This is a genomic window from Corynebacterium minutissimum (assembly GCF_000805675.1).
GTDB lineage: Bacteria > Actinomycetota > Actinomycetes > Mycobacteriales > Mycobacteriaceae > Corynebacterium > Corynebacterium minutissimum.
In genome coordinates this window covers 60,035-85,080 of the sequence record NZ_JSEF01000012.1, presented here as the reverse complement: position 1 = coordinate 85,080, position 25,046 = coordinate 60,035, and the positions used below count along the sequence as shown (strand labels likewise).

At 59.5% G+C, this 25,046-nt stretch carries 19 protein-coding genes and 2 tRNA genes; 8 read left to right on the top strand and 13 right to left on the bottom strand.

Going from position 1 to position 25,046, the window contains the following annotated elements; translation table 11 throughout:
* Positions 1-31 precede the first annotated feature (31 nt).
* From NX84_RS06685 to gltX, 3 genes are all read right to left on the bottom strand, one after another.
* Positions 32-107: transfer RNA gene (locus NX84_RS06685), tRNA-Glu, on the bottom strand.
* A 56-nt stretch (positions 108-163) separates the two neighbouring features.
* Positions 164-235, bottom strand: a tRNA-Gln gene (locus NX84_RS06680).
* Between the two features lie 160 nt (positions 236-395).
* Positions 396-1,895 carry a glutamate--tRNA ligase gene (gene gltX, locus NX84_RS06675; protein ID WP_039675142.1) on the bottom strand — a complete coding sequence of 500 codons (1,500 nt, stop codon included), beginning with the start codon at positions 1,893-1,895 and terminating at the stop codon, positions 396-398.
* Positions 1,896-2,060: 165 nt separating this feature from the next.
* Here gltX and NX84_RS06670 point away from each other — a divergent pair, with 165 nt between their 5' ends.
* The 8 genes from NX84_RS06670 (at position 2,061) to NX84_RS06635 (ending at position 12,112) form a co-directional block, all read left to right on the top strand.
* Positions 2,061-4,439 (top strand): choice-of-anchor M domain-containing protein, encoded by a 2,379-nt coding sequence (locus NX84_RS06670; protein WP_039675140.1) that lies wholly within the window; start codon positions 2,061-2,063, stop codon positions 4,437-4,439.
* A 15-nt stretch (positions 4,440-4,454) separates the two neighbouring features.
* Positions 4,455-5,558 (top strand): choice-of-anchor M domain-containing protein, encoded by a 1,104-nt coding sequence (locus NX84_RS06665; protein ID WP_052319694.1) that lies wholly within the window; start codon positions 4,455-4,457, stop codon positions 5,556-5,558.
* Positions 5,558-7,042, top strand: coding sequence for an anchored repeat ABC transporter, substrate-binding protein (locus tag NX84_RS06660; protein ID WP_052319693.1), 1,485 nt, complete (start codon positions 5,558-5,560; stop codon positions 7,040-7,042). The genes NX84_RS06665 and NX84_RS06660 overlap by 1 nt, the downstream gene beginning before the upstream one ends.
* 12 nt (positions 7,043-7,054) lie before the next feature.
* Complete coding sequence (locus NX84_RS06655; protein WP_082013925.1) at positions 7,055-7,972, top strand: choice-of-anchor M domain-containing protein; 918 nt, start codon at positions 7,055-7,057, stop codon at positions 7,970-7,972.
* Complete coding sequence (locus NX84_RS06650) at positions 7,965-8,693, top strand: anchored repeat-type ABC transporter ATP-binding subunit (protein ID WP_039675136.1); 729 nt, start codon at positions 7,965-7,967, stop codon at positions 8,691-8,693. Before NX84_RS06655 ends, NX84_RS06650 begins: the two co-directional genes overlap by 8 nt.
* Positions 8,690-9,577, top strand: a complete 888-nt coding sequence (locus tag NX84_RS06645; protein ID WP_039675134.1) for an anchored repeat-type ABC transporter permease subunit — start codon at positions 8,690-8,692, stop codon at positions 9,575-9,577. The genes NX84_RS06650 and NX84_RS06645 overlap by 4 nt, the downstream gene beginning before the upstream one ends.
* Positions 9,574-10,929 (top strand): choice-of-anchor M domain-containing protein, encoded by a 1,356-nt coding sequence (locus NX84_RS06640; protein WP_039675132.1) that lies wholly within the window; start codon positions 9,574-9,576, stop codon positions 10,927-10,929. Before NX84_RS06645 ends, NX84_RS06640 begins: the two co-directional genes overlap by 4 nt.
* A gap of 79 nt (positions 10,930-11,008) precedes the next feature.
* The gene (locus NX84_RS06635) at positions 11,009-12,112 is read left to right on the top strand and encodes an isochorismate synthase (protein WP_039675129.1); all 1,104 of its coding nucleotides are present in this window, start codon (positions 11,009-11,011) and stop codon (positions 12,110-12,112) included.
* Between the two features lie 10 nt (positions 12,113-12,122).
* On the opposite strand, the gene NX84_RS06630 is transcribed toward NX84_RS06635, so the two are convergent.
* The 10 genes from NX84_RS06630 to NX84_RS06585 all read right to left on the bottom strand — a co-directional run bounded on the left by NX84_RS06630 (position 12,123) and on the right by NX84_RS06585 (position 24,982).
* The gene (locus tag NX84_RS06630) at positions 12,123-12,932 is read right to left on the bottom strand and encodes a fumarylacetoacetate hydrolase family protein (protein WP_174519847.1); all 810 of its coding nucleotides are present in this window, start codon (positions 12,930-12,932) and stop codon (positions 12,123-12,125) included.
* 87 nt (positions 12,933-13,019) lie between these two features.
* Positions 13,020-13,646 carry an exonuclease domain-containing protein gene (locus NX84_RS06625; RefSeq protein WP_039675126.1) on the bottom strand — a complete coding sequence of 209 codons (627 nt, stop codon included), beginning with the start codon at positions 13,644-13,646 and terminating at the stop codon, positions 13,020-13,022.
* Positions 13,647-15,503, bottom strand: a complete 1,857-nt coding sequence (locus tag NX84_RS06620) for a DUF294 nucleotidyltransferase-like domain-containing protein (protein ID WP_039675124.1) — start codon at positions 15,501-15,503, stop codon at positions 13,647-13,649.
* 17 nt (positions 15,504-15,520) lie between these two features.
* Entirely contained in the window at positions 15,521-16,540 is a 1,020-nt protein-coding gene (locus NX84_RS06615) for a 3-isopropylmalate dehydrogenase (protein ID WP_039675122.1), read from the bottom strand.
* A gap of 125 nt (positions 16,541-16,665) precedes the next feature.
* Positions 16,666-18,252: a phosphoglycerate dehydrogenase gene (gene serA, locus NX84_RS06610; RefSeq protein WP_039675120.1), complete on the bottom strand. Its 1,587-nt coding sequence runs from the start codon at positions 18,250-18,252 to the stop codon at positions 16,666-16,668.
* 44 nt (positions 18,253-18,296) lie between these two features.
* Positions 18,297-19,082: a hypothetical protein gene (locus NX84_RS06605; protein WP_231913681.1), complete on the bottom strand. Its 786-nt coding sequence runs from the start codon at positions 19,080-19,082 to the stop codon at positions 18,297-18,299.
* A gap of 103 nt (positions 19,083-19,185) precedes the next feature.
* Positions 19,186-20,979, bottom strand: a complete 1,794-nt coding sequence (locus tag NX84_RS06600; protein ID WP_039675116.1) for a GmrSD restriction endonuclease domain-containing protein — start codon at positions 20,977-20,979, stop codon at positions 19,186-19,188.
* A 560-nt stretch (positions 20,980-21,539) separates the two neighbouring features.
* Positions 21,540-22,553, bottom strand: a complete 1,014-nt coding sequence (gene ilvC, locus NX84_RS06595) for a ketol-acid reductoisomerase (protein ID WP_039675114.1) — start codon at positions 22,551-22,553, stop codon at positions 21,540-21,542.
* A gap of 87 nt (positions 22,554-22,640) precedes the next feature.
* Complete coding sequence (ilvN, locus tag NX84_RS06590) at positions 22,641-23,156, bottom strand: acetolactate synthase small subunit (RefSeq protein WP_039675112.1); 516 nt, start codon at positions 23,154-23,156, stop codon at positions 22,641-22,643.
* Positions 23,157-23,161: 5 nt separating this feature from the next.
* Positions 23,162-24,982: an acetolactate synthase large subunit gene (locus NX84_RS06585; protein WP_039675110.1), complete on the bottom strand. Its 1,821-nt coding sequence runs from the start codon at positions 24,980-24,982 to the stop codon at positions 23,162-23,164.
* Positions 24,983-25,046 lie beyond the last annotated feature (64 nt).

Genomic DNA, 25,046 nt, shown 5'->3' with positions numbered 1-25,046 from the left:
GGCAAGCACCTTATGCTTGCCACTCCTTAAGTGGTACCCCGTACGGGATTTGAACCCGTGTTACCGGCGTGAGAGGCCGGCGTCCTAGGCCGCTAGACGAACGGGGCATAGAACTGTGACGACTTACTTTAACGTGCGGTGCAGCGTTAAAGTGTTATCACTGCTGGCCTACCAGGACTCGAACCTAGAATGACGGTACCAGAAACCGTTGTGTTGCCAATTACACCATAGGCCAATATTGCGGTGAACTCGCTTAGGGCAGAACCCCTCGCTGCTCGCTGCAACGGTTTATAACTATATCCAGCGCACCCGATCCACACAAATCGCCAGGCTAGAGGGAATTTTCGGGGCGCTAAGAGTGAACTCGAACGCTCCGAAATTACACCTCTGTGAGCCTATTCAGCGCTCCACGGCGTGACTGCCTGAGCAGCCTTGAGGCGCGCCAAGGTGGACTCCTTGCCCAGCAGCTCCATCGACTCAAACAGCGGCGGGGAAACCTGCTGACCAGAAATGGCTACACGCAGGGCACCGTAGGCCTTGCGGGGTTTGAGCCCGAGGTCGTCGATAAGCGCGGTGGAGAGAACCTTCTCAATCTCTTCAGTCTTCCACTCCCCGAGTTCCTCCAGCTTGGCAATGGAGACCTCGAGTGGCTGAACCGCATCCTCCTTAAGGTTCTTGCGCGCAGCCTTCTCATCGAGCTCCAACTCTGCGTCCGGGGTCGTCAAGAAGGACATGAGGCCATAGGCATCCGAAAGGGTCTTGATGCGGGTCTGTACCAAGTCTGCGATGAAAGCAAACTTCTCCTCCGGGTAATCTGCCGGGAAGTCGGTGTACTCGCTCAGGTAGTCACGAAGGCGCTGCGCAAAGTCTTCCGGCTTGAGCAGACGAATATGATCGGCGTTGATGGCCTCCAACTTCTTCTGGTCGAAGCGAGCCGGGTTGCCCAGCACGTCGTGCACATCGAAGTTGGCAATAAGCTCATCTACCGAGAAGATATCCTGATCCGCAGACAGCGACCAGCCCAGAAGGGACAGGTAATTGAGCATGCCCTCCGGGATAATGCCGTTGTCGCGGTGATTAAACAGGTTGGACTGCGGATCGCGCTTGGAGAGCTTCTTGTTGCCCTCACCCATCACGAACGGCAGGTGGCCAAACTCCGGAATCTGCTTAGCAATACCCAGCTCGATGAGCGCTTCATAGAGGGCAAGCTGGCGCGGCGTGGAAGACAACAGATCCTCACCACGCAGGACGTGGGTCACGCCCATCAGCGCGTCATCAACCGGGTTAACCAAGGTGTAGAGCGGGGCACCATTGGAGCGAGCCACGACATAGTCCGGCTGGGTCTCCGACTTGAAGGTCATGTCGCCGCGAACCAGGTCCGTCCAGGACCAATCCTTATCCGGCATGCGCAGGCGCCACACCGGTCTGCGCCCTTCCGCCTCAAAAGCATCAATCTGCTCCTGGGTGAGGTCGCGGTCAAAGTTGTCGTAGCCCAGCTGCGGGTCGCGGCCGGCCGCCTTGTGCCGCTCCTGGACCTCCTCGTTGGTGGAGTATGCCGGGTAGACGTAGCCGCCATCCTTGAGCTTCTGCAGGACATCGGCGTAGATATCCATGCGCTGGGACTGGCGGTAGGGCTCGTCGGGCCCACCCACGTTAACGCCCTCATCCCAGCCCAGGCCGAGCCAGTTTAGGGAGTCAATGATGGCCTGGTAGGACTCCTCGGAATCACGAGCGGCATCGGTGTCCTCGATGCGGAAGATGAGCTTGCCCCCAGTGTGGCGGGCATAAGCCCAGTTGAACAGGGCCGTGCGGACCATGCCCACGTGGGGCGTGCCGGTCGGTGAAGGGCAGAAACGTACGCGGACGTCGGAAGTTTTCTCAATCATGTTCCCCATCGTAGTTCAGCCCCTCCGCATCGCACCGCCCGCCCCACTTGGGGGTAGATGAAAGCAGTTTCCACTAATTGCGTGCAGGGGTTTTCCAACAACACTATAGGGAATGATAATCATTACTTATAGTGAAAATCTCCCACTAGAACTCAAGAAAGGTTTCACTCCACCGTGGCACGACTCCGCACTGTGGCGCTTCTTACCTGCGCCACCCTCCTTGCCTCCCCCGCACCTGCGCTCGCTGGCCCTGACGACGGCAAGCACGTGGCCACACAAACCCACATCGACTCACCAAAGTCGTTCTGGGAGAACAACTCCCTCACTTTAAAGTCTCACTCGACGGATGCTGATCATGCTCTCGACGAGACTGTGGCATGGGTCGGCAAAGGCTGGGGCCAAAACGGCAAGAACCAATACCAGTTCACTGTCCCCGAGGATCCTGCCCTCTCCTTCGCAGGTCAGGCGGGAAAGACCTACTACATGGCCCCCGCCAGCGTGAACGGCACCCTCGATCCGGTCTGGATGGGTTTCGGTGCGGACACTGAGCTGCCTGTCGACGACTTCCGCGACAATATCGCCTCTCTCGACCTTCTCAGCGTCGATGGCCCGGGCGAGGTCGAAATGTTTGGTTACTACCCCGGCCCTGGCGGCCTGCAGCGTTTCTTCGGCACCTCCGAGGATGCCCCGCATGCAGCGTGGCTTACTAGCGGCACGCATACTCACAATTACACGGTCTTTTCCAAGCCGGGCCGCTACGAGCTCACCTACCGGACCACCGCTCGAAGCAAGGATGGCAAGCTCATCGCGTCCGAGCCGGTCACCACGTCTATCCAGGTCGGCGGCGAACGCCCGCTCAAAGAGGCCACGCCGTCACTGCACGAGCGCTTTGACGCGGCATCGAGCGGTGACGCCTCCGCCAAGGACTACCAGCTCACCATCGCTCCGAAGAAGGACAAGGAGAAGGATGGTGATGAGAACCTCTCCTCCATCGACTTCTCCGGCGGCACGAACGGTACCCTGACACTGCTTATCGACGGCTACTTCCTCACCGACCTCCCCGTCACTGACGGCAAAGCTCACTTTGATGAGTTCCTCGGCCCCGAGGCCTCAAAGATCCAGGCCGTCTACACCCCGGAGGATGACTCACCTCGCTGGGTATCTGAGGAGCTCGACTACGCCGAGGGCGCGAAGCTCAGCACATCATCCAAGAAATCCGCCGATTCTTGGACTGAGACCTCCAACCCTCGCGAGCTTTCCTCCGGTGAGGAAATCTCCGTGTCAGATCCGAGTATCACCGCTCGCGCTGTTCCTGAAGGTGATGATGCTACGCGCATCATCGTTGAGGCTGCCGATAAGAAGCTCGACGGTTATGTCCACGGAGGATTCTTCAGCGGGGACAGCGACTACGCTGACATTCCTTTCGACGGTGTCATCACGGGCGGCCGCGCCGAGTTTGTCGTTGGTGCCGACAAGAACTTCAACGGCAACAAGGTTCGGCTCGATATCCTCCCGCACCCGACGGTGACGCAGAACTCCGGCTCCATTACCCTGACGGATTCCTTTGACTTCGGTCAAAGCTACAAAGCTACCGGTGAGCTCGGCAAGGAATCCACCGCGCCGGATACGACACCGGGCGACAAGGGAAATGCCTCACCTGGTTCCAGCCCCCGCAGCGGAGTCTGCGCAAACAAGAAGTTTCTGGACCACGGCCACGTCGACATCACAGCCGCCCGTGACGGCGACTCCTTCGCCGCGCGTATCAAGGATGAAACCGCCATTGTGGATAAGAAGACCGTTGAGCGCCCGCTCGATGACGTCGTCCTTGCTATCCACGACAACGCTTTGCGTGCGCGCCCAGAGGTTCTCAAGGGCAAGGAGTTTGATTACTTAGGCGAGGACAAGTTCTACCTGCTGCCGCAGACTCAAGAGCAAGGCATCATCTGGCCTGGTTACAATACCCAGAGCCTGAATTATGACGATTACAAAGACGGCACGGTGACGCTCAACATCAAGCCCACCGACATGCCGGAAGGCGGCAATGTTGGTCTCTTTACTACCGAGGGACTTGGCAAGTCCTTTACCCCACTGGTGAATTCCGCTGAGGGTGACTATTCCATTGAGACCACCTTCGCTTCGCATACGCACACCAACTGGGCGTTCACCAAGCCGGGCATCTACAAACTCGAGATCACCTACACCGCCACCACGAAGGACGGCAAGGACATCACGTCTGCACCCCAGGCGCTCACCGTGGCCGCTGGCGACGCCGCGATTAAGGACTGTGTGAGCGCGAAGGGCGAGGGCGGCTCCAAAGACGAGGGCGGTTCCAAGGGCCAAGGCGGCTCCACGGGTGACGGCACGAAGCCAGAAAACTCGAGCAAGCCTGACGCTTCCTCAAAAGATTTGAAATCTTCGAAGCCGAAGCTCCAGGGACTGTGGGGCCTTGTGCTTCCCGTCGTCCTGGCCATCGTGTTCCAGGGCTTCCTCAACTTCTATAACGACCACCGCCAGGACATCACGGCCCGCCTCAACGGGCTCTTTCGCCGCTAGATAAGGAGTTTCACCGTGAACTTTATCTCTCACCGCACGGCTGCCGCCCCCGTGGCGGCAACGGCCTCGCTATCCCTCATACTCATGGCTTCCCCGGTGCCCACGGCCCTTGCAGAAGGCGAGGTCTTCGATTCCGGCCATGTCGATGCTTTCTACGTCACCGCTCCTAATGGCGAGCTCACCTTGTCTCTGAAGGAGGACGTAACCGGCAGCGGCGTTGTCCACCCCGGAGATGATGTCACCCTCAAGGTTGCCGAGGAAGCATGGAACGACGCCACTGAGCGGATCGACGGCATTGGAACACCTACTTACTACTTGCCGCAGACCCAGGACAGCTCCCTTTTGTGGCCGGGATGGGATACCCAGCCAGCGCAATCCGCAGGGTACAAGGACGTTGACCTCGAGTTCGTTGAGGTCACGGGCCCTGGAGATATCTTCGTCTTCGAAACTGCTGGTTTTGGTGACATTCAGCCAGTCACGGAGGAAGGCGCACTGGACCTAGTCAGCGGTGATGTCATCAACCAGGCCTACCCGGCGCACCGCCACGTCAACTGGGCGTTTACGGATCCGGGTATCTACACCATGACGGTTCAGGCCGTGTCCAATGGTGATGCCAGCAACCAGGTGACCTACACGTGGGACGTCGGCGATGGAGAGATGGCACCGCAGGATTCAGGTACGGCTGAGCACGGTTCTGCTGACGCCGGCGTCAGTGACAATGACGGTGACAGTGAAGAAGCTGCTCTTGGCAGCGACTCTTCCAACCCTCAATCCCCTTCCGCTTCGGGTGGCGAGTCTCGCCCGGGTACTGGCAGTTCCCAAGGCATGGCCGCCGGCCCTGCACCTGCAGCGAATGCCACGGGCACTCATAAGCCTAAGGAAACCAAAGACAGCGCGGACCGGAAAGAGCGCACTGATCGAAAGGATCGCAAGGAGCGCAGAGCTGAGCGCACTGCACACACGAGTCCTTCTGCTGAGAATGTCGACACCGTGGCCGCTACCGGCTACTACGACAGCGGACAGAGCCTCCTGCCGTGGGGTATCGGAATCTTGGGCCTCGGAATGCTGGTTCTCGGCCTGGCTGTAGCACGTCTAGCCTTGGCGAGGGGCCGCGACTGATGCCCTTGGCAACTCTACGAGCAGCGCGCCGCGGAGCTCTGCTCATCACGCTAACCACAGTGGCAGCAGTACTTACCAGCTGCGCGAGCACCGCTGCCGGCGATAATGCTTCCGATGGGGGCATGAAGGTGGTGGCGACGACGCCGATACTGGGGGACGTCGCCAAGCACATCGCCGGACCTGACGCCAAAGTGACCACGCTGATTCCTGCAGGCAAGGACCCACACACCTTCGAGCCGAGCTTGCGCACCGTCAGGGATATCGCCACCGCCGATGTTTTGCTGGCCAACGGCCTGCTCCTGGAGCCGCAGAACCTCATGAAATCCATGAACGAATCCTCCGACGTTCCCGTGACGGAGGTAGCGGACCAAGCGTCTACGCGCGGCGCCACGCTCGTGCCGCTGGTGGAAAATGTGGCACTGGATGCCATCTGGCTGGGTCTGCGCGTGCGCAACGCACCTGCCGGGCGCAACAGTGTCACAATGCAGCTCCTCGACGCCACAGGTCCCGGTGATGTGGCCGCCTACGTGGTCTCCACTTTCGGTACCCCAGAACCGTTGTTCAACACAGCCGATGGTGTCAGCGAGCGTGAGGATTCCACCACGCTGCCGGCCAACGCTCATACCCATGTCTCATGGGCATTTAGCAAGCCCGGCATTTATCGCCTGACCTTCGGCGCAACGGACTCGGCATCACAAGTCATCACGGTCGCCGTTGGCGTTACACCACCGGAGGGGATGCACTCACTGGGTGAAGGCCACGTCGACATCACCGCGGACTTAGGCACAGGCAAGCTGGGCCTTGAAGATCAGGGTGAACGCTTTGACCCCGCCACCACAGCACTCAGTGTCCCGTCCTCGACCTTGCAAGAGATTCCCCCGGATCCCTCCTACCGCTTCCTCGGTCGGCCCGGCGGCGAAACCTACCTGCTCCCCCAAGCAGTGCTGGGCAAGCACATCCACGGTGAAGTCGACCCACACCTGTGGCACAACGCTAAGAATGTCATTGCCTACGCCGAAGTTATCGCCGACCAGCTTGCCCTGGCGGATCCTTCGCATGGCGCCGAATACCGCGCCCGGGCCCAAGAATATGCCGAGAAGCTGCGAGATACGGACTCTTATGTCCGTGACCTTCTGACTGCTATTCCTGAGCGCCGCCGTCACTTGGTGACCCCACACCACGGCTACGCCTACCTCGAGCAAGGCTATGGCATTGACATCGCCGGATTTGTCACCCCGAACCCCGCCATCGAGCCTTCACCGCGCGACGTCATTGCCTTGCGCCGAACCTTGGAGAACCTACAGCTGCCCGCTGTCTTCATCGAGCCCACGCAACAGGCCAGCGCCGATGTCATCAGAGAAGCCGCGCACTCCCTAGGGATTGCGGTGTGCCCCATTTACGGCGACACTCTCGATGACGCTGTCCCCACTTACCTCGACCTCATGCGATTTAACGCCGAGTCACTCAACCGCTGTCTCTCATAAAGGAAATAAGAAATGACCATTACCGTTACCCGTTCACGCTATGCCCCGCGTCTCATGACAGCGCTGGCAGCAACTCTAACCGCTGCATGCCTAGCGATTGCCCCATCCGCCGCCTGGGCTGGAGATCTGGCGCAGGTTGTCAGCGCCGACGAAGACGTCGCTGCACCCGGTACCGAGACCACTATCGACCACGGCCACGTGGATCTAGGTCTGCAGGTCATTGACGGGCAGGCGAACTTTCTAGCCCGCGATGATTCGGCCGAGAAGCCAGTCTGGCGCGAACTCGATGACGTTGTCTTTGATGTCAGCGACGATGCCCAACTTACTCTGCCGGAGGACGAAGCCTTTTCCTTTGTTGGCGCAGACCCAGGTTCTCACGTCTGGGTAGTTCCCCAGACCGAACAAGCCGACGTTCCGTGGCTGGGCTGGAATACGCAAGCGCCGTCGCTCAACGAGAACGTTGACCGCGGCCTCACTATGGAGTTCATCGGACACCAAGGGCCAGGTGATTTCTCCCTCTTCCTGCAAAATGGAGGCTTTGAACCGCCGCAGCTGCTGTGGTCCACCGCCGACGCCGCTACCGAAGGGTTCTGGGTGGACTTGGGCACGCATACCCACGCCAATTGGGTCTTCACCGAGCCCGGTATCCACCAGGTTCGAGTGCGCATGACGGGCGAGGGCTCTGGCGATAGCGCTGGTTCTGAGGTTTCTGCGGAGGCCACATTGACGTTCGCGGTGGGCAACGACACCGACGTGACTGAAGCACAGGCCACCGAGTGGGATGACTCTGCTGCGGCCATGAATGCGAACGAATCTTCCTCCCCCGGTGCCGTCCCAGTGTGGGTATGGGCTCTTGCGGGCCTTGGTGTGCTTGTGCTCGTAGCTGCTCTCATCGCGGCCGCACGCACGAAGGGAGGACACCGTGACTAGTCCCCTCATTTCCGTAGAAGATTTAAGCGTCACGCTGGCCGGCCGCCGCGTAATCGACAATGCCTGCCTGACCGTGAACCCAGGTGAGTTTATCGGACTGCTGGGACCCAATGGTGCCGGTAAGACCACACTGTTGCGCGCTATATTGGGCCTCGTTCCATCCACTGGCACGATTGACGTCACCACCTCGCTGGGCTACGTGCCCCAACGCCATGACGTGGAGTGGGACTTTCCCATCTCGGTGGCTAAAGCCGTACTCAGCGGACGCACGGGGCTCGTGGGCTGGCTGCGCCGACCCAGCCGTGCGGACAAGGAGGCCGCTCGCCGTGCGATGGAGCTCACCAACCTACAAGATTTAGCACGCCGCCCCATTGCGCAGCTTTCCGGCGGCCAGCGCCAGCGCGTCCTCATCGCGCGTGCCCTGGCCACCGAACCGGACGTGCTGCTTCTCGACGAACCTTTTACCGGCCTCGACGCCCCCAACACCGAAGAGCTGTTGTACCTCTTTGACGAGCTCACCGACCAAGGCACCAGTGTGGTCATGTCGACGCACAATCTCTCTGAGGCGGCCCACTCCTGCTCGCGCCTCGTGCTCTTTAACAGGGGCATTGTGGCCGACGGTACTGCCGCGAAGCTTCGCTTGGACCCCAAGCCGTGGAGCGACACCTTTGGTGTATCGACCTCATCGCCACTGTTGTCTGCGATTGGGGTGGCAGCATGATCGACATTTCACTGTTTGAGTTTTTCCAAGACCTCACCAACCCGCACTTGGACTTCCTTGTCCGCGCGGTGGGTATCTCCATCCTTGCTGCCATCGTGTGTGGCGTGGTGGGATGCTATGTCGTGCTGCGCGGCATGGCGTTTATCGGGGATGCAGTCTCCCACGCGGTCTTCCCTGGCCTGGCCATCGCATTCGTACTCCAAGGTTCTGTGCTCTTGGGCGGTGCCGTCGCTGGCTGTGCGGTAGCCCTACTGATTGCCTGCTTCTCACAGCGACGCACAGTGCGAGAAGATTCCGTCATCGGCATCTTCTTTGCCGCGTCCTTTGCACTCGGCATGGTGATCATCTCCCGCGTGGAGGGATATACGGCATCCCTGACCAGCTTCCTCTTCGGCTCACTGACCGGTGTATCCCGCACGGACCTCTACACGGCACTCGTTGTCACCGTGCTCATCGTGGGTGTCATCATCCTTCTCGGCCCACAGCTCACCGCGACGTGCTTGGACAAAGAGACCGCCCGTGCCATGGGCTTGCCGGTCTTTGCTCTGGATATCGTGCTCTACCTGTGTGTGACGGGCGCGGTAGTGATTTCGGTCGGAACGATTGGCAACATCCTCGTTCTCGCATTGCTCATTACACCGGCGGCGACAGCACGTCTGCTTTGCGACTCACTAGGAACGATGATGCTGAGCTCTGCTCTCATCGGGTCACTGGGCAGCTTTTTCGGTATCTACCTAGCGTGGGCCATTGACCTTCCCGCCGGAGCCACCATCGTTTTGCTGCTCACCGCCTGCTTCCTCGTGGCATGGGTAGCGTCTCCCTTCCTGAGTTCCCGCCGCGCTACTGCTCTAACCCCTCAACCTAAGGAGTCCTTGTCCGCATGAATCGCTTCATCATCCGCCCATTGACCCTCACCACCGCCGCGGCCTTAACGCTCGCCACTCCGCTTTGCGTTGCTGCTTCCCCACTGGCCTGGGCTGCTGACTCTGCCGAAGACAACTCCACGTGCGATGCCGATTCGCAGCACGCCTTTACCCGTGGGCACCAAGACTTGGCGCTTATAGGGAATAGCGGTGATCTAGACTTCGTTGCCCGCGACGATGAATCCGGGCGTGACTATTCCTCGGGCGATTTCTACGTCGAAGTGGGATCGAACGCAGCCTTCGAAGATTCCGCCGGCGCGGACATTCCCTCCCGCGGATGGCAGATTCCTCAAACTCAAGACCCGGACATTCCCTGGCTGGGATTCAACACCAGTTACATCGACGAGGACACCGCACGGGATGCAACGCTGTCGATGACCCTGCACAGTGGGCCCGAGGGTGGGCGCGTGGTGGGTTTCCAGAACGAGCTGGGCGGTGCACCGACAGTGTTGTTCGACTCGGAGAATCCTGATGTGAGCTGGGACTATCCTGACCACTTCCACAGCCATACCGGCATCGTCTTTACCGAGCCTGGCGCTTATGCAGTTACCTTCACCTTCACGCTCAATGACGGCTCTGAGTACTCTATCGACGTGCCCTTCCTTGTCGGCGGTGCAGATTCTTCTGAGCTGTGCCAGTTGGACTGGGGGTCGGCGTCGGGAAGCGGCGAAGGCTCGGGCTCCGGTAAAGCCAAGAACCGCCCACAGCAGCTGGCCAAGGACATTAACGACACGTCGAAGGCTATTGCGCAGCTAGACAAGACGATGGACAAGACTTTCAAGGAAGCTGATGCCTTCCTCACCGGCGGCTCTCCGTCTGAGTCGAAAGCTCCGCGTGAATCGCGCCGGAGCCGAGAGTCTCGCGACTCGGAGCGCTCCAAGGCCAAGGAACCTACGCAGCAGGAGAACAAGGCGACGCAGGAAGAAAAGTCGGACAATAAGGGGAATTCTATCCGGAGGCAGGACAGTAATGCCGCTCCCCGTCCAGCATCACAGCGCCAGGAAACACAGCGCAACGCACCAGCCCACAAAGAAAGGGCACAGAGAGATTCCGCACAACGCGACCGCTCTGAACGTAACCCCAAGGACGACGATAAGAAGACTGCTCGCGACCCCCAGCGGGCACAAAACCGCGCAGCTGCAGAAGACAGCGATACCATGCCGCAGGCTGAAAACATCCAGGCTATGAGCTATGGCGCACCGATGGTGGGCTTCTGGGCGGGGTTCCTCGCCGGTATGGGAGCGCTGTCTCTTTTGCTGGGAATCGGGCTGTTTATCGCAGTGCAGTTCTTCCGGCCTCGTCGTCGTGACTAGCTTCGCAACCAAGGCTTCGCAAATATAGCTGCCGATCTCATTTTAGCAGGAACAGTTAAAGGAACTAGAATTGTTCCTCATGTGTGTTCACAGACCCTCCACCGCCCCAGATTTCCTCCTGTCCCGTGCGACGGGGTCTGTGCGTACCCAAGGATCGGTAGCCACCTTTGACGAAGTAGATGCCGCTGTGTCTGCACTGCGCAGTGGTGAGGCGGAGATGGTCGTCGGCGCCCTTCCTTTTCACAAGGGAGAGGCTGCAGCACTCACCGTGCCCGAGAGCATCATCCGGGAAGATGGTCCGCTGGAGCCGCATGCCTACTACCGTAGTGGCGCGCTCGAAGCTCGCGTTACCGGATTCGATCCGGAACCCGAAGAACACCTGCGCCGCATTGAAGCAGCCATCGCCACGATTGAAGCGTCCAAACTGGGTAAGGTCGTGCTGGCACGCGCGGTCGATATCGAGTTCTTGACCCCGGTGGATCCGCTGTTTGTTGCGGCACGCCTTATTGATCTGTCTTCGCACCGTGATGGGTTCATCGCCGATCTCAGCCCTGCAGGACGCCCAGGAGCAATGCTGGTGGGTTCCTCCCCGGAGGTGCTCATCAAGAAGCAAGGCTCGACGGTAACGGCCTTTCCCCTCGCGGGTTCTGCTCCGCGTCATGCTGACCGCGCACGCGATATCGTAGCCGGTCAGGATCTCCACAATTCTGCCAAGGATCTGCGCGAACATGCCTTTGTGGTCGACCACATTCGCCGCATCCTGCAGCCACTGTGTGAGAGTCTTGATGCACCTACCTCGCCGCAACTGACCTCCACCAACGAAATGTGGCACCTGGGTACCCCGATTGCGGGCACGCTCAATGACCCCAGCATCACAGCGCTAGAGCTGGCCGAGCTTGTGTACCCCACCCCTGCAATTTGCGGCACGCCGACCGAGGCAGCGCAGGCGCTCATCGAAACCGCTGAGACCGACCGTGGCTTCTATGCCGGCGCGGTCGGATGGTGCGATAGCTCCGGCGATGGCGAGTACATGGTGGCCATCCGCTGCGCAGAAGTCGCTGGCGATGGCCTCTCAGCACGCGCATGGGCCGGCGGCGGCATCGTCGTGGATTCCGAGCCCGAGGCCGAGCTTCAGGAAACCACGGCGAAGCTGCGCACCATCCTGCGCGCGCTTAATCTATAGCTCTACAGCTCTACGCGTGGGTCACCGGGTTGGTGAGGCTGCCGACACCCGGAATCTCAATTTCAATCGTGTCGCCCGGAACCATCGGCGCGGTACCTGCGGGCGAACCCGTAGTAATGACGTCACCCGGCAGCAGTGTATACGACTGAGAAATTTCGGCGATGATGCCGCCCATCTTCACGATCATCTGGTCGGTGTTTGAATCCTGCTTCTGCTCACGCTTGCCATCGTGAGTCAGGTAGGCATTGATCTTCTGATCATCCAGGTTGATGCAATCCAAGTCCGTCTCAATCCACGGGCCGAGCGGGCAGAAAGTATCGATGCCCTTCGCACGTGCCCACTGGCCGTCCTTAAACTGCAGGTCACGAGAGGAGACGTCGTTGCAGATGGTGTAGCCCACGACGTGGTCGCGCCAGTTTTCCGGGTCAATATTCTTCGACACCTTGGAGATGACGACAGCGAGCTCGCCTTCAAACTCAACGTTGGTAGCGAATTCCGGAATCTTAATTGGTGCACCCGGCCCAATGACAGCGGTGGAGGGCTTGATGAAGATGGTCGGCGGCAGATGCTCGGCAGACTCTTTGAAGACCTCCGCCACGTGGTCGGCATAATTGCGGCCCAAGGCCACGACCTTAGTGGGCAGAGTCGGTGCCAGGAGGCGAACCTCACTGAGCGGCCACTCACGGCCGGTGGGCTCGGGCGGGGTAAATGGGGTGCCAGCGATCTCCTTGGCTACTAGCTGCTCCAGTGGGGCATCAGCAGGGCCATCGATGATGGCGAAACAGATTCCTTCAGTATGGGCAATTCGTCCTAAACGCATAACGGACATACTACTCGTGAGGATCATTCACACCGCATCGAGGCTATGTTGTAAATCCTGTTAATGTGCCGCGCCCATGGAGAAAAGTTAACGCAGTCTCACATCTCGCAGTGTGACAGCGCGGGTAATTCCTCGCTGGGCTACATATAGCTCAGCGCACGCAAGTGCATCACTAAGCGCATTGTGGTTGCCATATCGCGGCAGGCCATAGCGTTGGCGCACGCGCGCAAGGCGCAGGTCTTCTCCGCGAGGGTAGGTTCCCATGCGCTCCATGTGGCGGCGTTCTAAGGCGAATGTGTCAACGACGGCCAGCTCCGGGCGCTCACCAAAGACCTGCTGGGATATCTTCTCAATGAACCCCACTTCGAGCTGTGCAAAGTGTGCAAGGAGTGCGCGGCCCTCCAGCGCTTGCCGCAGGTGTGTTGCCGCCTCCTCCAATTCAATGCCACCGTCCACCATGTCTTGGGTCAGCATGTGCACGTGGGCATCCTCCCCTACCTGGGCGCCACGAACGATGAAATACCCGGCGCCGGAAAGGTCGATTGTTCCGCCATTGACCGGCACCCAGCCGATAGAGACGATGTCCCCGGTACGAGGATCCAGATTCGTGGCTTCCATATCCACTGCGAGCAGAGCGAGGTCATTCACCGGAGTCGAGGAATCCGGTGCTCCCCAGTCTGCGCGGCGTCGCGCACGGCCCCATCTCCCCCACATCTAGATGTTCCTCACCGGATACTTGGTGGCCAGCGCATTCTGCATCGACTTGATGGCACGGAAGGCATCGCGCAGGCGCTCGCGCTCAAGGCGCCCAAGACTCTTTGGATCGATGTGATAGTCGGGCTGGACGCCTTCGCGCAGTTGGCGAGCTTGGTGCTGAAAGGACAGGGCGCGGAGGAAGTCGAAGGCGTCGAGAAGCTCTTGAGCGCCTTGTCTGCTCACCGCATCGCCCGCCGCTTCACGGAGACGCTGCCGCGTATCCACCACCGACGAGCCGGATGCCAAGGCAAAGAGCCGACCCATCTGCACGATGCCCGCGGTACCGCCCTTCTTGATATCAAGCGTATTGGCATAATCGCCGTCACGCTCGACGACAAGCCCGCGGAAGAAGGTCAGCGGCGGTTCGCGACGCGCAGCCAAACTAGCCAGGTGGGCATGCAAACGCGTGGCCCCCTTTCCCATTTCTACGGCAGCGGTGTGCACACCGCGCCCGAGGTGCTCACTTCCGTAGAGAACGCGGAAGTCAAAGAAGATTTGGGCATTGAGCAACGCATCCGGCTGTGGATCGCGGATCCATCGGCGGAAGGTCTCGGTCCATTCCGAGCACGTCATGCGCCACTCAGGAGTCATAGCCATCATGTCACCGGGACACAAGATTTGGCCAGCGTCAGCGAGGCCTTCGCACACGAAGGTGCTCAGGGCAGCAAAGTACTCACCGTGAACAGAAGCGTCGTAATCATCCGCAAGCACGAGGGCGTTGTCTTGGTCAGAAGCTAGGGCCATCTCACAGCGGCCCTGAGAACCTACAGCCACGAAGGCATACTCCACCGGCGGCGGCCCCAATTCCTCCTCAGCTAAGGTGCACAGGCGGCGCGCCACCGCATCGGCAGCGAGGGTCACCAAGCTAGAAGCCTCCGCTGGGGTGGAACCACGTTCCACAAAACGTCCTGCCAGATGTGTGGCCTCAGTAAACGCGCCAGTGAGTTCCTGCCGGCTGGTTCGGCGTGACAGATCTGCAGCCAGATAGACGGGATCATTGTGAAGCAACCGCGTCACATCGGACTGGGTAACGATGCCGTGAAGACGGCCATCATCCACCACCGGAAGATGGTGGATGCCGCGCTCAGCCATATGGAGCAGAGCTTCCATGGCAGGTGCATCCGTAGAAACCGTCAGCGGGTTCGGGGTCATAATTTCCCCTACAGGCTGTGCCGGATCGAGTCCGGCTGCCAGCACGCGTGAGCGCAGGTCACGGTCGGTCACAATGCCCTCGAGTTGGTTGTCCGTGCGTGTCACCAGTAAAGAGGAAACTCCGCGGTCGGTCATAAGTTGGGCCGCTTGTGCAATCGTAGTGTCCGCCGATGACGTCAGCACATCGGTGCGGGTGAGCTCAACAAGTGGCGTGCGGAGGACGTCGGTCGGGGCGGCGTCGGCAAGCTCCCGCGCCGCCGCGCGCACCTGGCGTGACTGCGCCGAGAAGAAACGCGCGATATCGGGATTGCGCTGGGCCAGAGCACTAAAGGCTTCCTGCGGAAGAGTAAAGACAAGGCTATCCTCTACCGCGACCATGTCATAGGCGGAGATTGGCTCGCCCTGCAGGGTGGAATACCCAAAGGTCAGTCCAGCTTCGCGGCGGTCCAGCAAGACCTCATCCTCACCGAGCACATCGACGGCGCCCGTACGGATGATGTGAAGCTTCTCGTTGGTTTCCCCGCGATGAACGGGTCTATCACCTCGGCGCAGGTAAACAATGCTGAGCTGGGTGGACAGTGCAGCGAGCTCCTCCTCCGGCAGGTGGGAGAAGGGCTCATGATGGGCGAGGAAGCTTACGACCTCGTCTAATTCGACGCTCATGCGCCAAGACTACAGGCTTAGGATGCTAGTGCGGAGGCGATTCGGTCACCAATCTCAACAGTGCGCACCGGAACATCGCCCCGGGAGGAGACATCCTGCGCGACTGCTTCCTCCACACGCGCTGCATTGTCTTCATCGCCAAGATGACGCAGCAACATAGCTGCGGACAGAATGGCGGCGGTGGGATCGGCAATACCCTGGCCCGCGATATCGGGAGCAGAACCATGGACGGGTTCGAACATGGACGGGTTGGTGCCAGAGGCATCGATGTTGCCGGAGGCAGCCAGTCCGATGCCACCGGTGACAGCACCGGCAAGGTCAGTGAGAATATCACCGAAAAGATTATCGGTGACGATGACGTCATAGCGAGCCGGATCGGTCACCATGTAGATGGTGGCGGCATCAATGTGGTTGTAGTCCACCGTCACCTCAGGGTATTCCTCAGCTACTTCATCCACGGTGCGCTGCCACAAACCACCAGCGTTGACCAAGACATTGGTCTTGTGCACGAGGGTGACGTGCTTGCGGCGCGACATGGCGCGCTCAAAGGCATCGCGCACGACTCGCTCCACGCCAAAGCGGGTGTTCTGGGACACTTCGGAGGCCACCTCGTACTCCGTACCTTCCCGGAGTGTGCCACCATTGCCGCAGTACAGGCCCTCGGTACCCTCGCGAACAACGACGAAGTCAATGTCGCCCGGGTTCGCCAGAGGCGAGGTGGCCGTGGGATAGAGCTTAGATGGGCGCAAGTTAACGTGGTGATCCAGCGCAAAGCGCATCTTGAGCAGAAGGCCGCGCTCCAGTACACCCGGCGGGACCTCACCAGGGGCGCCGATAGCACCAAGCAAGATGGCATCGTGCTCACGCAGGGAAGCCAGATCCTCATCGGTGAGAAGCTCGCCGTTGCGCAAATAGCGACGGGCTCCGAGGTCATAGTCGGTAACCTCAATGTCGTCGCGCACGGCACGCAGAACTTTAAGCGCCTCCGCGGTTACCTCAGGGCCGATGCCGTCGCCGCCAATCACTGCCAGTTTCATATTGTGGGAATCCTTTCTCACCTGTTGGATACATGTGAGAATACCACCGCACCGGTTATCGGACGGCGAAATCGCTCAATCGCTTCACACTGCAGACAGCACTAAGGGCCATCTGCTGCATACCTTTAGGCGCCGAAGTCGAGCTGACGGCAGCTAGCACCCAGCGCAGCGTTGATTTCTTCGATGAGCTCCTCCGGAACCTCGCGCTCAACGCGGAGGATGAGGACAGCATCATCAACTTCCTTGCCCTGAGTCAGCGCCGCAGCAACGATATTGATGCCAGCAGCTCCGAGCTTGGTGCCCACGGTGCCGAGTGCGCCCGGGGCATCCTTGTAGGAGAAGAAGAGGTTGCGGCCGGTCGCGCGCATGTCCACGCCGCGGCCGTTGATACGGACGATCTTCTCGACGCCATCAATACCAATGAGCGCACCGGTCAGCTGCGACACTTCACCGCCGGAGCCGATAATCTTCACGACGACGGAAGAACGGTGCCCCTTAGACTCAACGTTGGTCTTGACATCCACGTCGACGCCGCGGCTCTCTGCAATCTGCATGGCATTAACGAAGGTCACGGTTTCCGAGACCACACCGGAGAAGAGACCACGCACCGCAGACAGGCCCAAAGCTGAGACGTCTTCGTTGGCGAGCTCGCCGCAGGCTTCCACCTCGACAGCCACAGGAGCGGAGCCCAAGAGACTGCCAGCAACGAGTCCGAGCTTGCGGGTAAGGTCCAGCCATCCAGCGACCTCTTCGCCTACCTTGCCACCTTCCACATTGACGGCATCCGCCACGAACTCACCAGCGAGAGCCTTGAGCACAGACTCGGCAACGTCAGTACCGGCACGATCCTGGGCATCAACGGTAGAAGCGCCCAAGTGCGGGGATACTGTCACCTGTGGAAGCTCAAAGAGCGGGGAGTCCGTGCACGGTTCGGTGGCATACACGTCGAAACCAGCACCACGGTGGTGACCCGACTTGATGGACTCTGCCAGGGCTGCTTCATCCACGAGACCACCGCGGGCAGCGTTGATGATGATCTGGCCCTTCTTGGCCTTGGCTAGGAGCTCCGCGTCGAACATGCCGCTGGTCTCCGGGGTCTTGGGAAGGTGGATAGTGACGAAGTCAGCGCGCGCCATAAGCTCTTCTAGGCTCACCAGCTCCACACCAAGTGCTGCGGCACGGGCCGGATTCGCATACGGGTCGTGCGCAATGACGGTAGTTTCGAAAGCCAGCAGACGCTGGGCAAACAACTGACCAATGTGGCCGAAGCCGACGATACCAATGGTCTTGCCAAAAACTTCCACGCCCTTGAAAGAAGAGCGCTTCCACTCGCCCTGACGTAGGGACTGATCAGCGGCCGGAACCTGGCGGGCGGTAGCCAGCAGCAAAGCGATGGCCTGCTCACACGCGGAGTGAATATTTGACGTCGGCGCATTGACTACCATGACGCCGCGCTCAGTGGCAGCCGGGATGTCGACGTTATCCAGACCAACACCGGCACGGCCCACGATCTTCAACTTGCCAGCCGCACTAAGTACCTCTTCATCGACGGTCGTGGCAGAGCGCACGAGAAGCGCATCGGCGTCCGGGACCGCTGCGAGAAGCTCCTCGCGGTTTGGGCCATCGACCCAACGGACCTCTACGGTGTCTCCCAACGCGGAAACGGTGGATTCTGCAAGCTTATCGGCAATAAGTACGACCGGCTTCGACATAACTTCCTTCACTAGGCTGATGAGTGGATGCCGTGAAGTGTAGTTTATTCTTTCCAACCCTGATCTATTTTATGCGTGAATTCTGTCACTGAACCGAATTCCGGTCCGAGCGCCACGATGGGCCCATCCGCAAGTCCCGCGGTCATCGCCGCTCCGACCTTCGTCGCAGACGGATCAGGATTCGGCATCACCATAACGCTACCGCCATACGCATTAGCGTTCACCACGTTGGCCACGGGGCTATCCACGGTAGCAACGATAACTGGTGCCATTTGCGCATCGCGCCGCGCTTCCGCGGGGATTGCGGGCATCTTTTCCTTCGTCATGTACTGCGGCAGCGGTTCCCATGCCGCCTTGAGCTCAACTTTCGCGGAGGAATCCAAATGCGCAATGTTATCCACCATTCGGCTTGGATCTTTCACGACCTTTGAAGTGAATTGAAAGGCCGTGTATTCCCCTAAGGCTTTCGTATTGCCTGGGTCATGGATGACCTCCTGGAGGCCCGATTGACTAGCCCAAGGGACATTACCCACCACGAGGATTTGCTTGACCCCCAGATCCGACGCCAGTTCCGAAATCTTGCCCCGAATGGATTCGTCATAGGTCACCATGGGAACGCGCTGGGACACACTCAGCGTCGCTGCACGCAAAGCAGCGGCGTCTGTGTTTTCAGCCAAGATAAGCGCGTTGGTGTTTTTGAAAAAGAGCCGTGCGGATTCCAATCCCCAGGGGTCGTCGAGAACGACCACCATATCGGCGAATGTGGGATCAATAAGCCGCAGTCGGTTCTCTTCACTGGCACGTGCAAGGTCAATTTCAGCGTCAGGCACTGCCGTAATGTCCTGTGTGACAAGCTGTTCGCCCCGGCCCATCGACGAACAGCTAGAAGCGCTCGCAGCGAGACTTCCCACTGCGAGCGCCACCACGAGTGCTTTAGTGCGCAAAAGCCTGCGGGCCCTCCTCACCACCAGACAAGTTGGCTTCATCGACGTCACGAATGACGGCCTTATCCAAGGCATATTCTACGATGCCCACGAAACGCTCGCGGCGATTGGCAAAGAACTGATACGCCGTCTTGGACGTCAAAAGCTCCGGTTGCAGCTCATGGGAGGCCAGCACGCTATCGAACTCGGCGTCCTCCATGATGGACTTGGACTGTACGCGCGGAAGGTAGCGCTCCGGCGAATGCCCATCGAGGACAACTTCGGTGCGCTTGCCCATCGGCGTGCGGTTGAGCACAGAGTTGGCCAAGACAGCGCTGACCCCATGACGCTGGCACCAGGAGAGCGGGAAGATCGGGAAAAAGCCCGGCTTAAGATCCTCAAAGGTATGACGAGTGAAGGGCTGCCCGGTGCGCCAATCCTTCGCACCGCGAGCCATGAGCAGTGCATAAAGTCCGTGCCACACGCCGTCGTTCTCGCTGACGGATAGAAGGCGTGATTCGCGGAAAGAAGCATCGCGCACAGTCTGGGGCACGACCTCGGTCTCCCCCGCTACCCATGCGGTGACCTCGTCAACATCACGTGCGGCACGCAGCTTGACGGCCGAAGAACCATAGAGTTCACCAAAGACACCGCTCCAGAACCACTGGTTGAGGCGGTCCCAGGAGTCCTGTGTGGAGAGCACACCGTTTCGCTCGGCCAGACGCGCGAGGATGACCGCGAGCGGGATAATCTGCTCGTTGTACGGCACCTGGTCCAAGGACAAGATGCAACGCTCAGCCAAGAATTCCGCAACCTCACGGAAGGTAATAACGAGTGTCGACGAAGCCGCGCGGTACTCAGCCAGGTTCAGCTGCAGGATATCCTCGCGCTGACCGCCGGCTGTGCCTTTCTTACCCGAGACCAGCAGGGACACTGCGGAGAGGAACTCATTGCGGCCAATGCCATCGAGTGCTGGGAAGGCACGCAGTTGCTTCTCGACGTCCCCCCAATGCTCCGCCAAGTGGAAATCCGGGTCCTCGGACGCGAAAACCGCGGTGAGCAGGTCAAAGACGTCCATCTGCAATCCAGCGGAGTTCACTTGGGCAAAAATGGAACCGATACCTGCTTGTGCAGTCTCGCGGGACAAGCGAATCATGGGCACGTCATAGCCCGAAAGCGGACGCAGGATGCGGTTATTAAAGGCAGCGACAACATCGCGATTCACACCATTGTCGGCAGCAGCCAATTCGAAGAGCATGCTCGTGCCTTCTTCGCTCAGCAACGCGGAGACAGGGATGCAGCACGCATCAATAGCGGCCTCACGATTCGCCAGCGAGCCCTCAATCTCCGGAGCAAAGTGGGACTGCAGCTCGCCATGCTGATTCACCGCAAAGACAGCCTCATCCGGCATGATGTCCTCGCTCGTGGCCGTGCGCAGATCAACGTAGAACTTGCGGGAAACCTTCTTGGAGCGGAAATCCGTCGTGTCCACGAAACCATCGCCACGGAAGCAGTGGTACAGCGATGTGAGGCGCTGCTGACCATCGAGGAGAAGAAGGCCCGGGTTCACTCCGGTATCGGGTGCACCTGCGAGCGCGCGGGGACGGAAACGCATCGTCTCATTGCGAGTATCCAGCGCCAAAAAGGCACCCAGCGGATAACCGCGCAGCACAGTCACGATGAGAGAGCGGATGCGGTCCTCGTCCCAGGAGTAGGCGCGCTGGAAATCCGGAAGCTGGATATCCCCACGGTCAATGCGAGCAAAGAGGTCAGAAAGGTCATAGCTTGGCGTCGTGAAACCCATGGTTCCGAGCCTACTCGCAGATGTGAGATCGTGCCCGTTTATGAGCGAATCTCACATACTAACCCGAAACCATATCCCTACGTCGCGTTGGTCGGGTGCCCCCATGTCCAAGCCTTCTGATTTCATCACCATTGAGGAGCGAGTCATCTCAATGAACCTACCCCGGTAGTCGAGAAACTGGCCCTCCACTCTACATCGAAACTTGCAGAGTAAGAACGACGAAACAACAACGCCTCAACCTCGAATACTCGCAAAGCACAGGAAGCAAAGTTAGGATATGAACCATGAATCTTCGGACGGCACTCAGCGACATGGGAAAGATCCACATGTCTCAATCAGAAAGAGTGAGCTCAGCCGCCAACCAAGCGCGTCTTCGCAACCAGACCCGCAGAACTCGCGCATATCGGAAGACAGCATCAACGATCCGCAGACAAATAGCGATTCGCTCCCTAGGCTAGGTTTACACCTTGTAAACGCCGAAACCGCCCCTCGTGCTTGACTGTTAAAAGTCATCAGCACTAGGGACGGCAGAGTGTCATCAACCAGAGGTTGACTTATCCTTAGGCAGTTGCGTCCAGCGGATTCTTAACCCAGCTCATGAGGTCGCGCAGCTGGGAGCCGGTCTTTTCGATCGGGTGGTTGTTCACCTTCTCACGCAGCTCCTCAAGCTCCTTGTTGCCACCTTCCACGTTGGCGACGAGGCGCTTTACGAAGGTGCCATCCTGAATGTCGGTCAGGACGTCCTTCATGCGCTCCTTAACGGACGCATCGATAACGCGCGGGCCGGAGAGGTAGCCACCGAACTCAGCGGTATCAGAGCAGGAGTAGTTCATGTTCTTGATGCCGCCCTCAACGATGAGGTGCACGATGAGCTTCAGCTCGTGGCAAACCTCGAAGTAGGCCATCTCCGGCTCGTAACCGGCTTCCGTGAGGACCTCGAAACCGTTCATGATGAGGTACTCCACGCCACCACACAGGACTGCCTGCTCACCGAACAGGTCGGTTTCAGTCTCATCCTTGAAGGTGGTCGGAATGACACCGGCACGAGCGCCGCCGATAGCGGCCGCGTAGGACAAGGTCAGCTCGCGGCCTTCACCCTTCGGGTCCTGCTCGGTAGCGATGAGGCAGGGAACGCCCTTACCGTCGACAAACTGGCGGCGAACCAAGTGGCCCGGGCCCTTCGGAGCGACCATGCCGATGGTGATGTTTTCAGCCGGCTTGATCAGGTCGAAGTGAATATTGAGACCGTGGCCGAAGAACAGGGCGTTACCGTCCTCCAGATTCGGCTCGATGTCGTTGGTGAAGATGGATGCCTGGGAGGTATCGGGAGCCAAGAGCATGATGACATCAGCCCACTTGGCAGCCTCGGCGTTGGTGAGAACCGTGAAGCCAGCTTCTTCTGCCTTTGCGCGGGACTTGGAGCCTTCGCGCAGACCGATGGCAACCTCAACACCGGAGTCACGCAGGTTCATCGCGTGGGCGTGGCCCTGGGAGCCGTAGCCAATGACGGCCACCTTGCGGCCCTGGATGATGGACAGGTCGGCGTCGTCGTCGTAGAGAGTTTCAATAGCCATGATTCTTAAGTTCCTTTACTTGTGTAGGAAATCGTTCTAGTGAAGTTGTATCACATTTTGAGACAGGATGTCCACAATGTGAGATTTTTATTTCGATGGTGCCATCGCCTTCGGGCCACGGGCCAGCGCCACGTGACCAGACTGCACCAGCTCGCGGATCCCGAAGGGCTCGAGGACGTCGAGAAGCGCACGCAGCTTGCCCGGCGTGCCGGTGGCCTCAATGACCACGGATTCCGGAGCCACATCCACGATGCGAGCACGGAAGATGTTGACCGCGTCGACCACCTGGGGGCGGTTCTCGTTGTCTGCCGTCACCTTCACCAACATGATGCCGCGCGCAATCGTACTTTCCTCTTCCAGCTCCACCACCTTGAGGACGGGCACAATCTTGTTGAGCTGCTTGGTCACCTGTTCAGTGACCACCTCTGAGGCATCCACAACGATGGTAAGGCGGTTAATCCCTTCGGTCTCCGTCTTTGCAGAAACCAGGGAGATAAGGTTGTAGCCACGGCGGGTAAACATACCGGTCACGCGGGAGATGATGCCCTCGATATCCTCGACCAGTACGGACAGTGTGTGGCGGGTGATGTCGTCTTTCGCCATTGTTCTTAGGCCTCCTCGAGGGATTCGTGGATCTCGGCCGGTTCCTCGGCCGCGGACTCGTTTTCATCAAATAGCGGGCGCAGGCCCAGCGCGTACTGGATTTCCTCGTTCGAGGCACCGCCGCCAATCATCGGCCACACCTGAGCGTCCTGGCCCACGATGAAGTCGATGACGACCGGGCGATCGTTAATTTTCCGTGCACGCTCGATGGCGGGCGCGATCTCCTCTTCCGTGGTGACGCGAATCGCCTCGCATCCCAGGGCTTCTCCCAGCTTCACAAAATCGGGCACATATTCATCGTGCTCGCGCAGCTTAGTGTGGGAGTACTTGTTCTCATAGAACAGCGTCTGCCACTGGCGCACCATGCCCAAGTTTCCGTTGTTAATAACGGCAACCTTGATGGGAAAACCTTCGACCGCCGCGGTGGTGAGCTCCTGGTTGGTCATCTGGAAGCAACCATCACCGTCAATGGCCCAGACTTCGCGCTCGGGCAAGGCTGCCTTCGCACCCAGCGCTGCCGGCACGGCATAGCCCATGGTTCCCGCACCACCAGAGTTGATCCAGCTGCGTGGGTGCTCGAAATCCAAGAACTGTGCTGACCACATCTGATGCTGGCCCACGCCGGCACAGTAGATGGCCTCCGGCCCAGCAATTTCGCTGAGCTGTGAAATAACCTGTTGCGGGTTAAGCAGCCCATCTGGCGTCGGCTCGAAACCGCGCGGGAAGCGGCGCTGCATGTCAGTGAGATACTCCATCCATTCATCAATCTGCGGTGCAGAAATCTCACTGTCGTTTTCATAAGCCTTGGTCAGGCGCAGGAGCACCTCGCGGGCATCACCCACAATAGGAATGGCAACCTCACGGATCTTGCCCACCTCGGCCGGGTCAATGTCGGCGTGAATGACCTCGGCATGCGGAGCAAATGTGGCGGTATCACCAGTGACACGGTCATCGAAGCGCGCACCGATAGCGATGATGAGGTCGGAGCGCTGCAAGGCTGCAACTGCCGGCACAGTGCCGTGCATGCCCGGCATACCCATGTGCAGCGGATGCGAATCCGGGAAGGAGCCCAAGGCCATAAGGGTGGTGACCACGGGAATTCCGGTCAGCTCAGCAAACTCGCGCAGCTCGCGCGAGGCCCCAGCCTTAATAACGCCACCACCGATGTAGAGCACCGGCTTCTTCGCGCGGGCGATTCGCTTCACCGCCTGCGAGATCTGGCGTGGATGCGGCGTCGTCGTGGGCTTGTATCCCGGCAGGTCCATCATCTGTGGACCCGTGTACTCCATGTAGGAGTTTTGGACGTCCTTGGGAATATCCACAAGAACCGGGCCCGGGCGCCCAGTTGAGGCCAAATGGAAGGCGGCGGAAATGGCCGCCGGGATGTCAGCTGCATCAGTGACGATGAAGTTGTGCTTCGTAATCGGCATCGTCACACCGCGGATATCGGCTTCCTGAAAGGCATCGGTTCCCAGCAAGGAACTACCAACCTGACCGGTAATCGCGATGACGGGGACGGAGTCCAAGTTGGCGTCGGCAAGCGGCGTCACCAGGTTGGTAGCACCTGGACCCGAGGTGGCAATCATGACGCCCACCTTTCCGGAGGCCTGAGCATAGCCCTCGGCTGCATGGCCGGCACCCTGCTCGTGGCGAGTAAGCACGTGGCGCAGCTTCGTTGATTCGAAGAGTGCGTCATAGAGCGGAAGCACGGCGCCGCCCGGAATACCAAAGACGAGTTCAGTACCAAGATCTTCAAGAGTGCGAACGATGGCGTGTGCGCCCGTGATGCGCTCGGGCGCCTGATGTGGCGGAGTGGAAGCTGTCACGGTGGGTGTGCTCCTTCTATGGGGTGGATATCGGAGAGACCATTGCCTATAACTAACGCCCCCG

Coding starts and splice junctions, on each gene's coding strand:
- gltX (WP_039675142.1), bottom strand. CDS start 1,895: ATGGGGAACATGATTGAGAAAACTTCCGACGTCCGCGTACGTTTCTGC.
- NX84_RS06660 (WP_052319693.1), top strand. CDS start 5,558: ATGCCCTTGGCAACTCTACGAGCAGCGCGCCGCGGAGCTCTGCTCATC.
- NX84_RS06655 (WP_082013925.1), top strand. CDS start 7,055: ATGACCATTACCGTTACCCGTTCACGCTATGCCCCGCGTCTCATGACA.
- NX84_RS06645 (WP_039675134.1), top strand. CDS start 8,690: ATGATCGACATTTCACTGTTTGAGTTTTTCCAAGACCTCACCAACCCG.
- NX84_RS06640 (WP_039675132.1), top strand. CDS start 9,574: ATGAATCGCTTCATCATCCGCCCATTGACCCTCACCACCGCCGCGGCC.
- NX84_RS06635 (WP_039675129.1), top strand. CDS start 11,009: ATGTGTGTTCACAGACCCTCCACCGCCCCAGATTTCCTCCTGTCCCGT.
- NX84_RS06630 (WP_174519847.1), bottom strand. CDS start 12,932: ATGCGTTTAGGACGAATTGCCCATACTGAAGGAATCTGTTTCGCCATC.
- NX84_RS06625 (WP_039675126.1), bottom strand. CDS start 13,646: ATGTGGGGGAGATGGGGCCGTGCGCGACGCCGCGCAGACTGGGGAGCA.
- NX84_RS06620 (WP_039675124.1), bottom strand. CDS start 15,503: ATGAGCGTCGAATTAGACGAGGTCGTAAGCTTCCTCGCCCATCATGAG.
- NX84_RS06615 (WP_039675122.1), bottom strand. CDS start 16,540: ATGAAACTGGCAGTGATTGGCGGCGACGGCATCGGCCCTGAGGTAACC.
- serA (WP_039675120.1), bottom strand. CDS start 18,252: ATGTCGAAGCCGGTCGTACTTATTGCCGATAAGCTTGCAGAATCCACC.
- NX84_RS06600 (WP_039675116.1), bottom strand. CDS start 20,979: ATGGGTTTCACGACGCCAAGCTATGACCTTTCTGACCTCTTTGCTCGC.
- ilvC (WP_039675114.1), bottom strand. CDS start 22,553: ATGGCTATTGAAACTCTCTACGACGACGACGCCGACCTGTCCATCATC.
- ilvN (WP_039675112.1), bottom strand. CDS start 23,156: ATGGCGAAAGACGACATCACCCGCCACACACTGTCCGTACTGGTCGAG.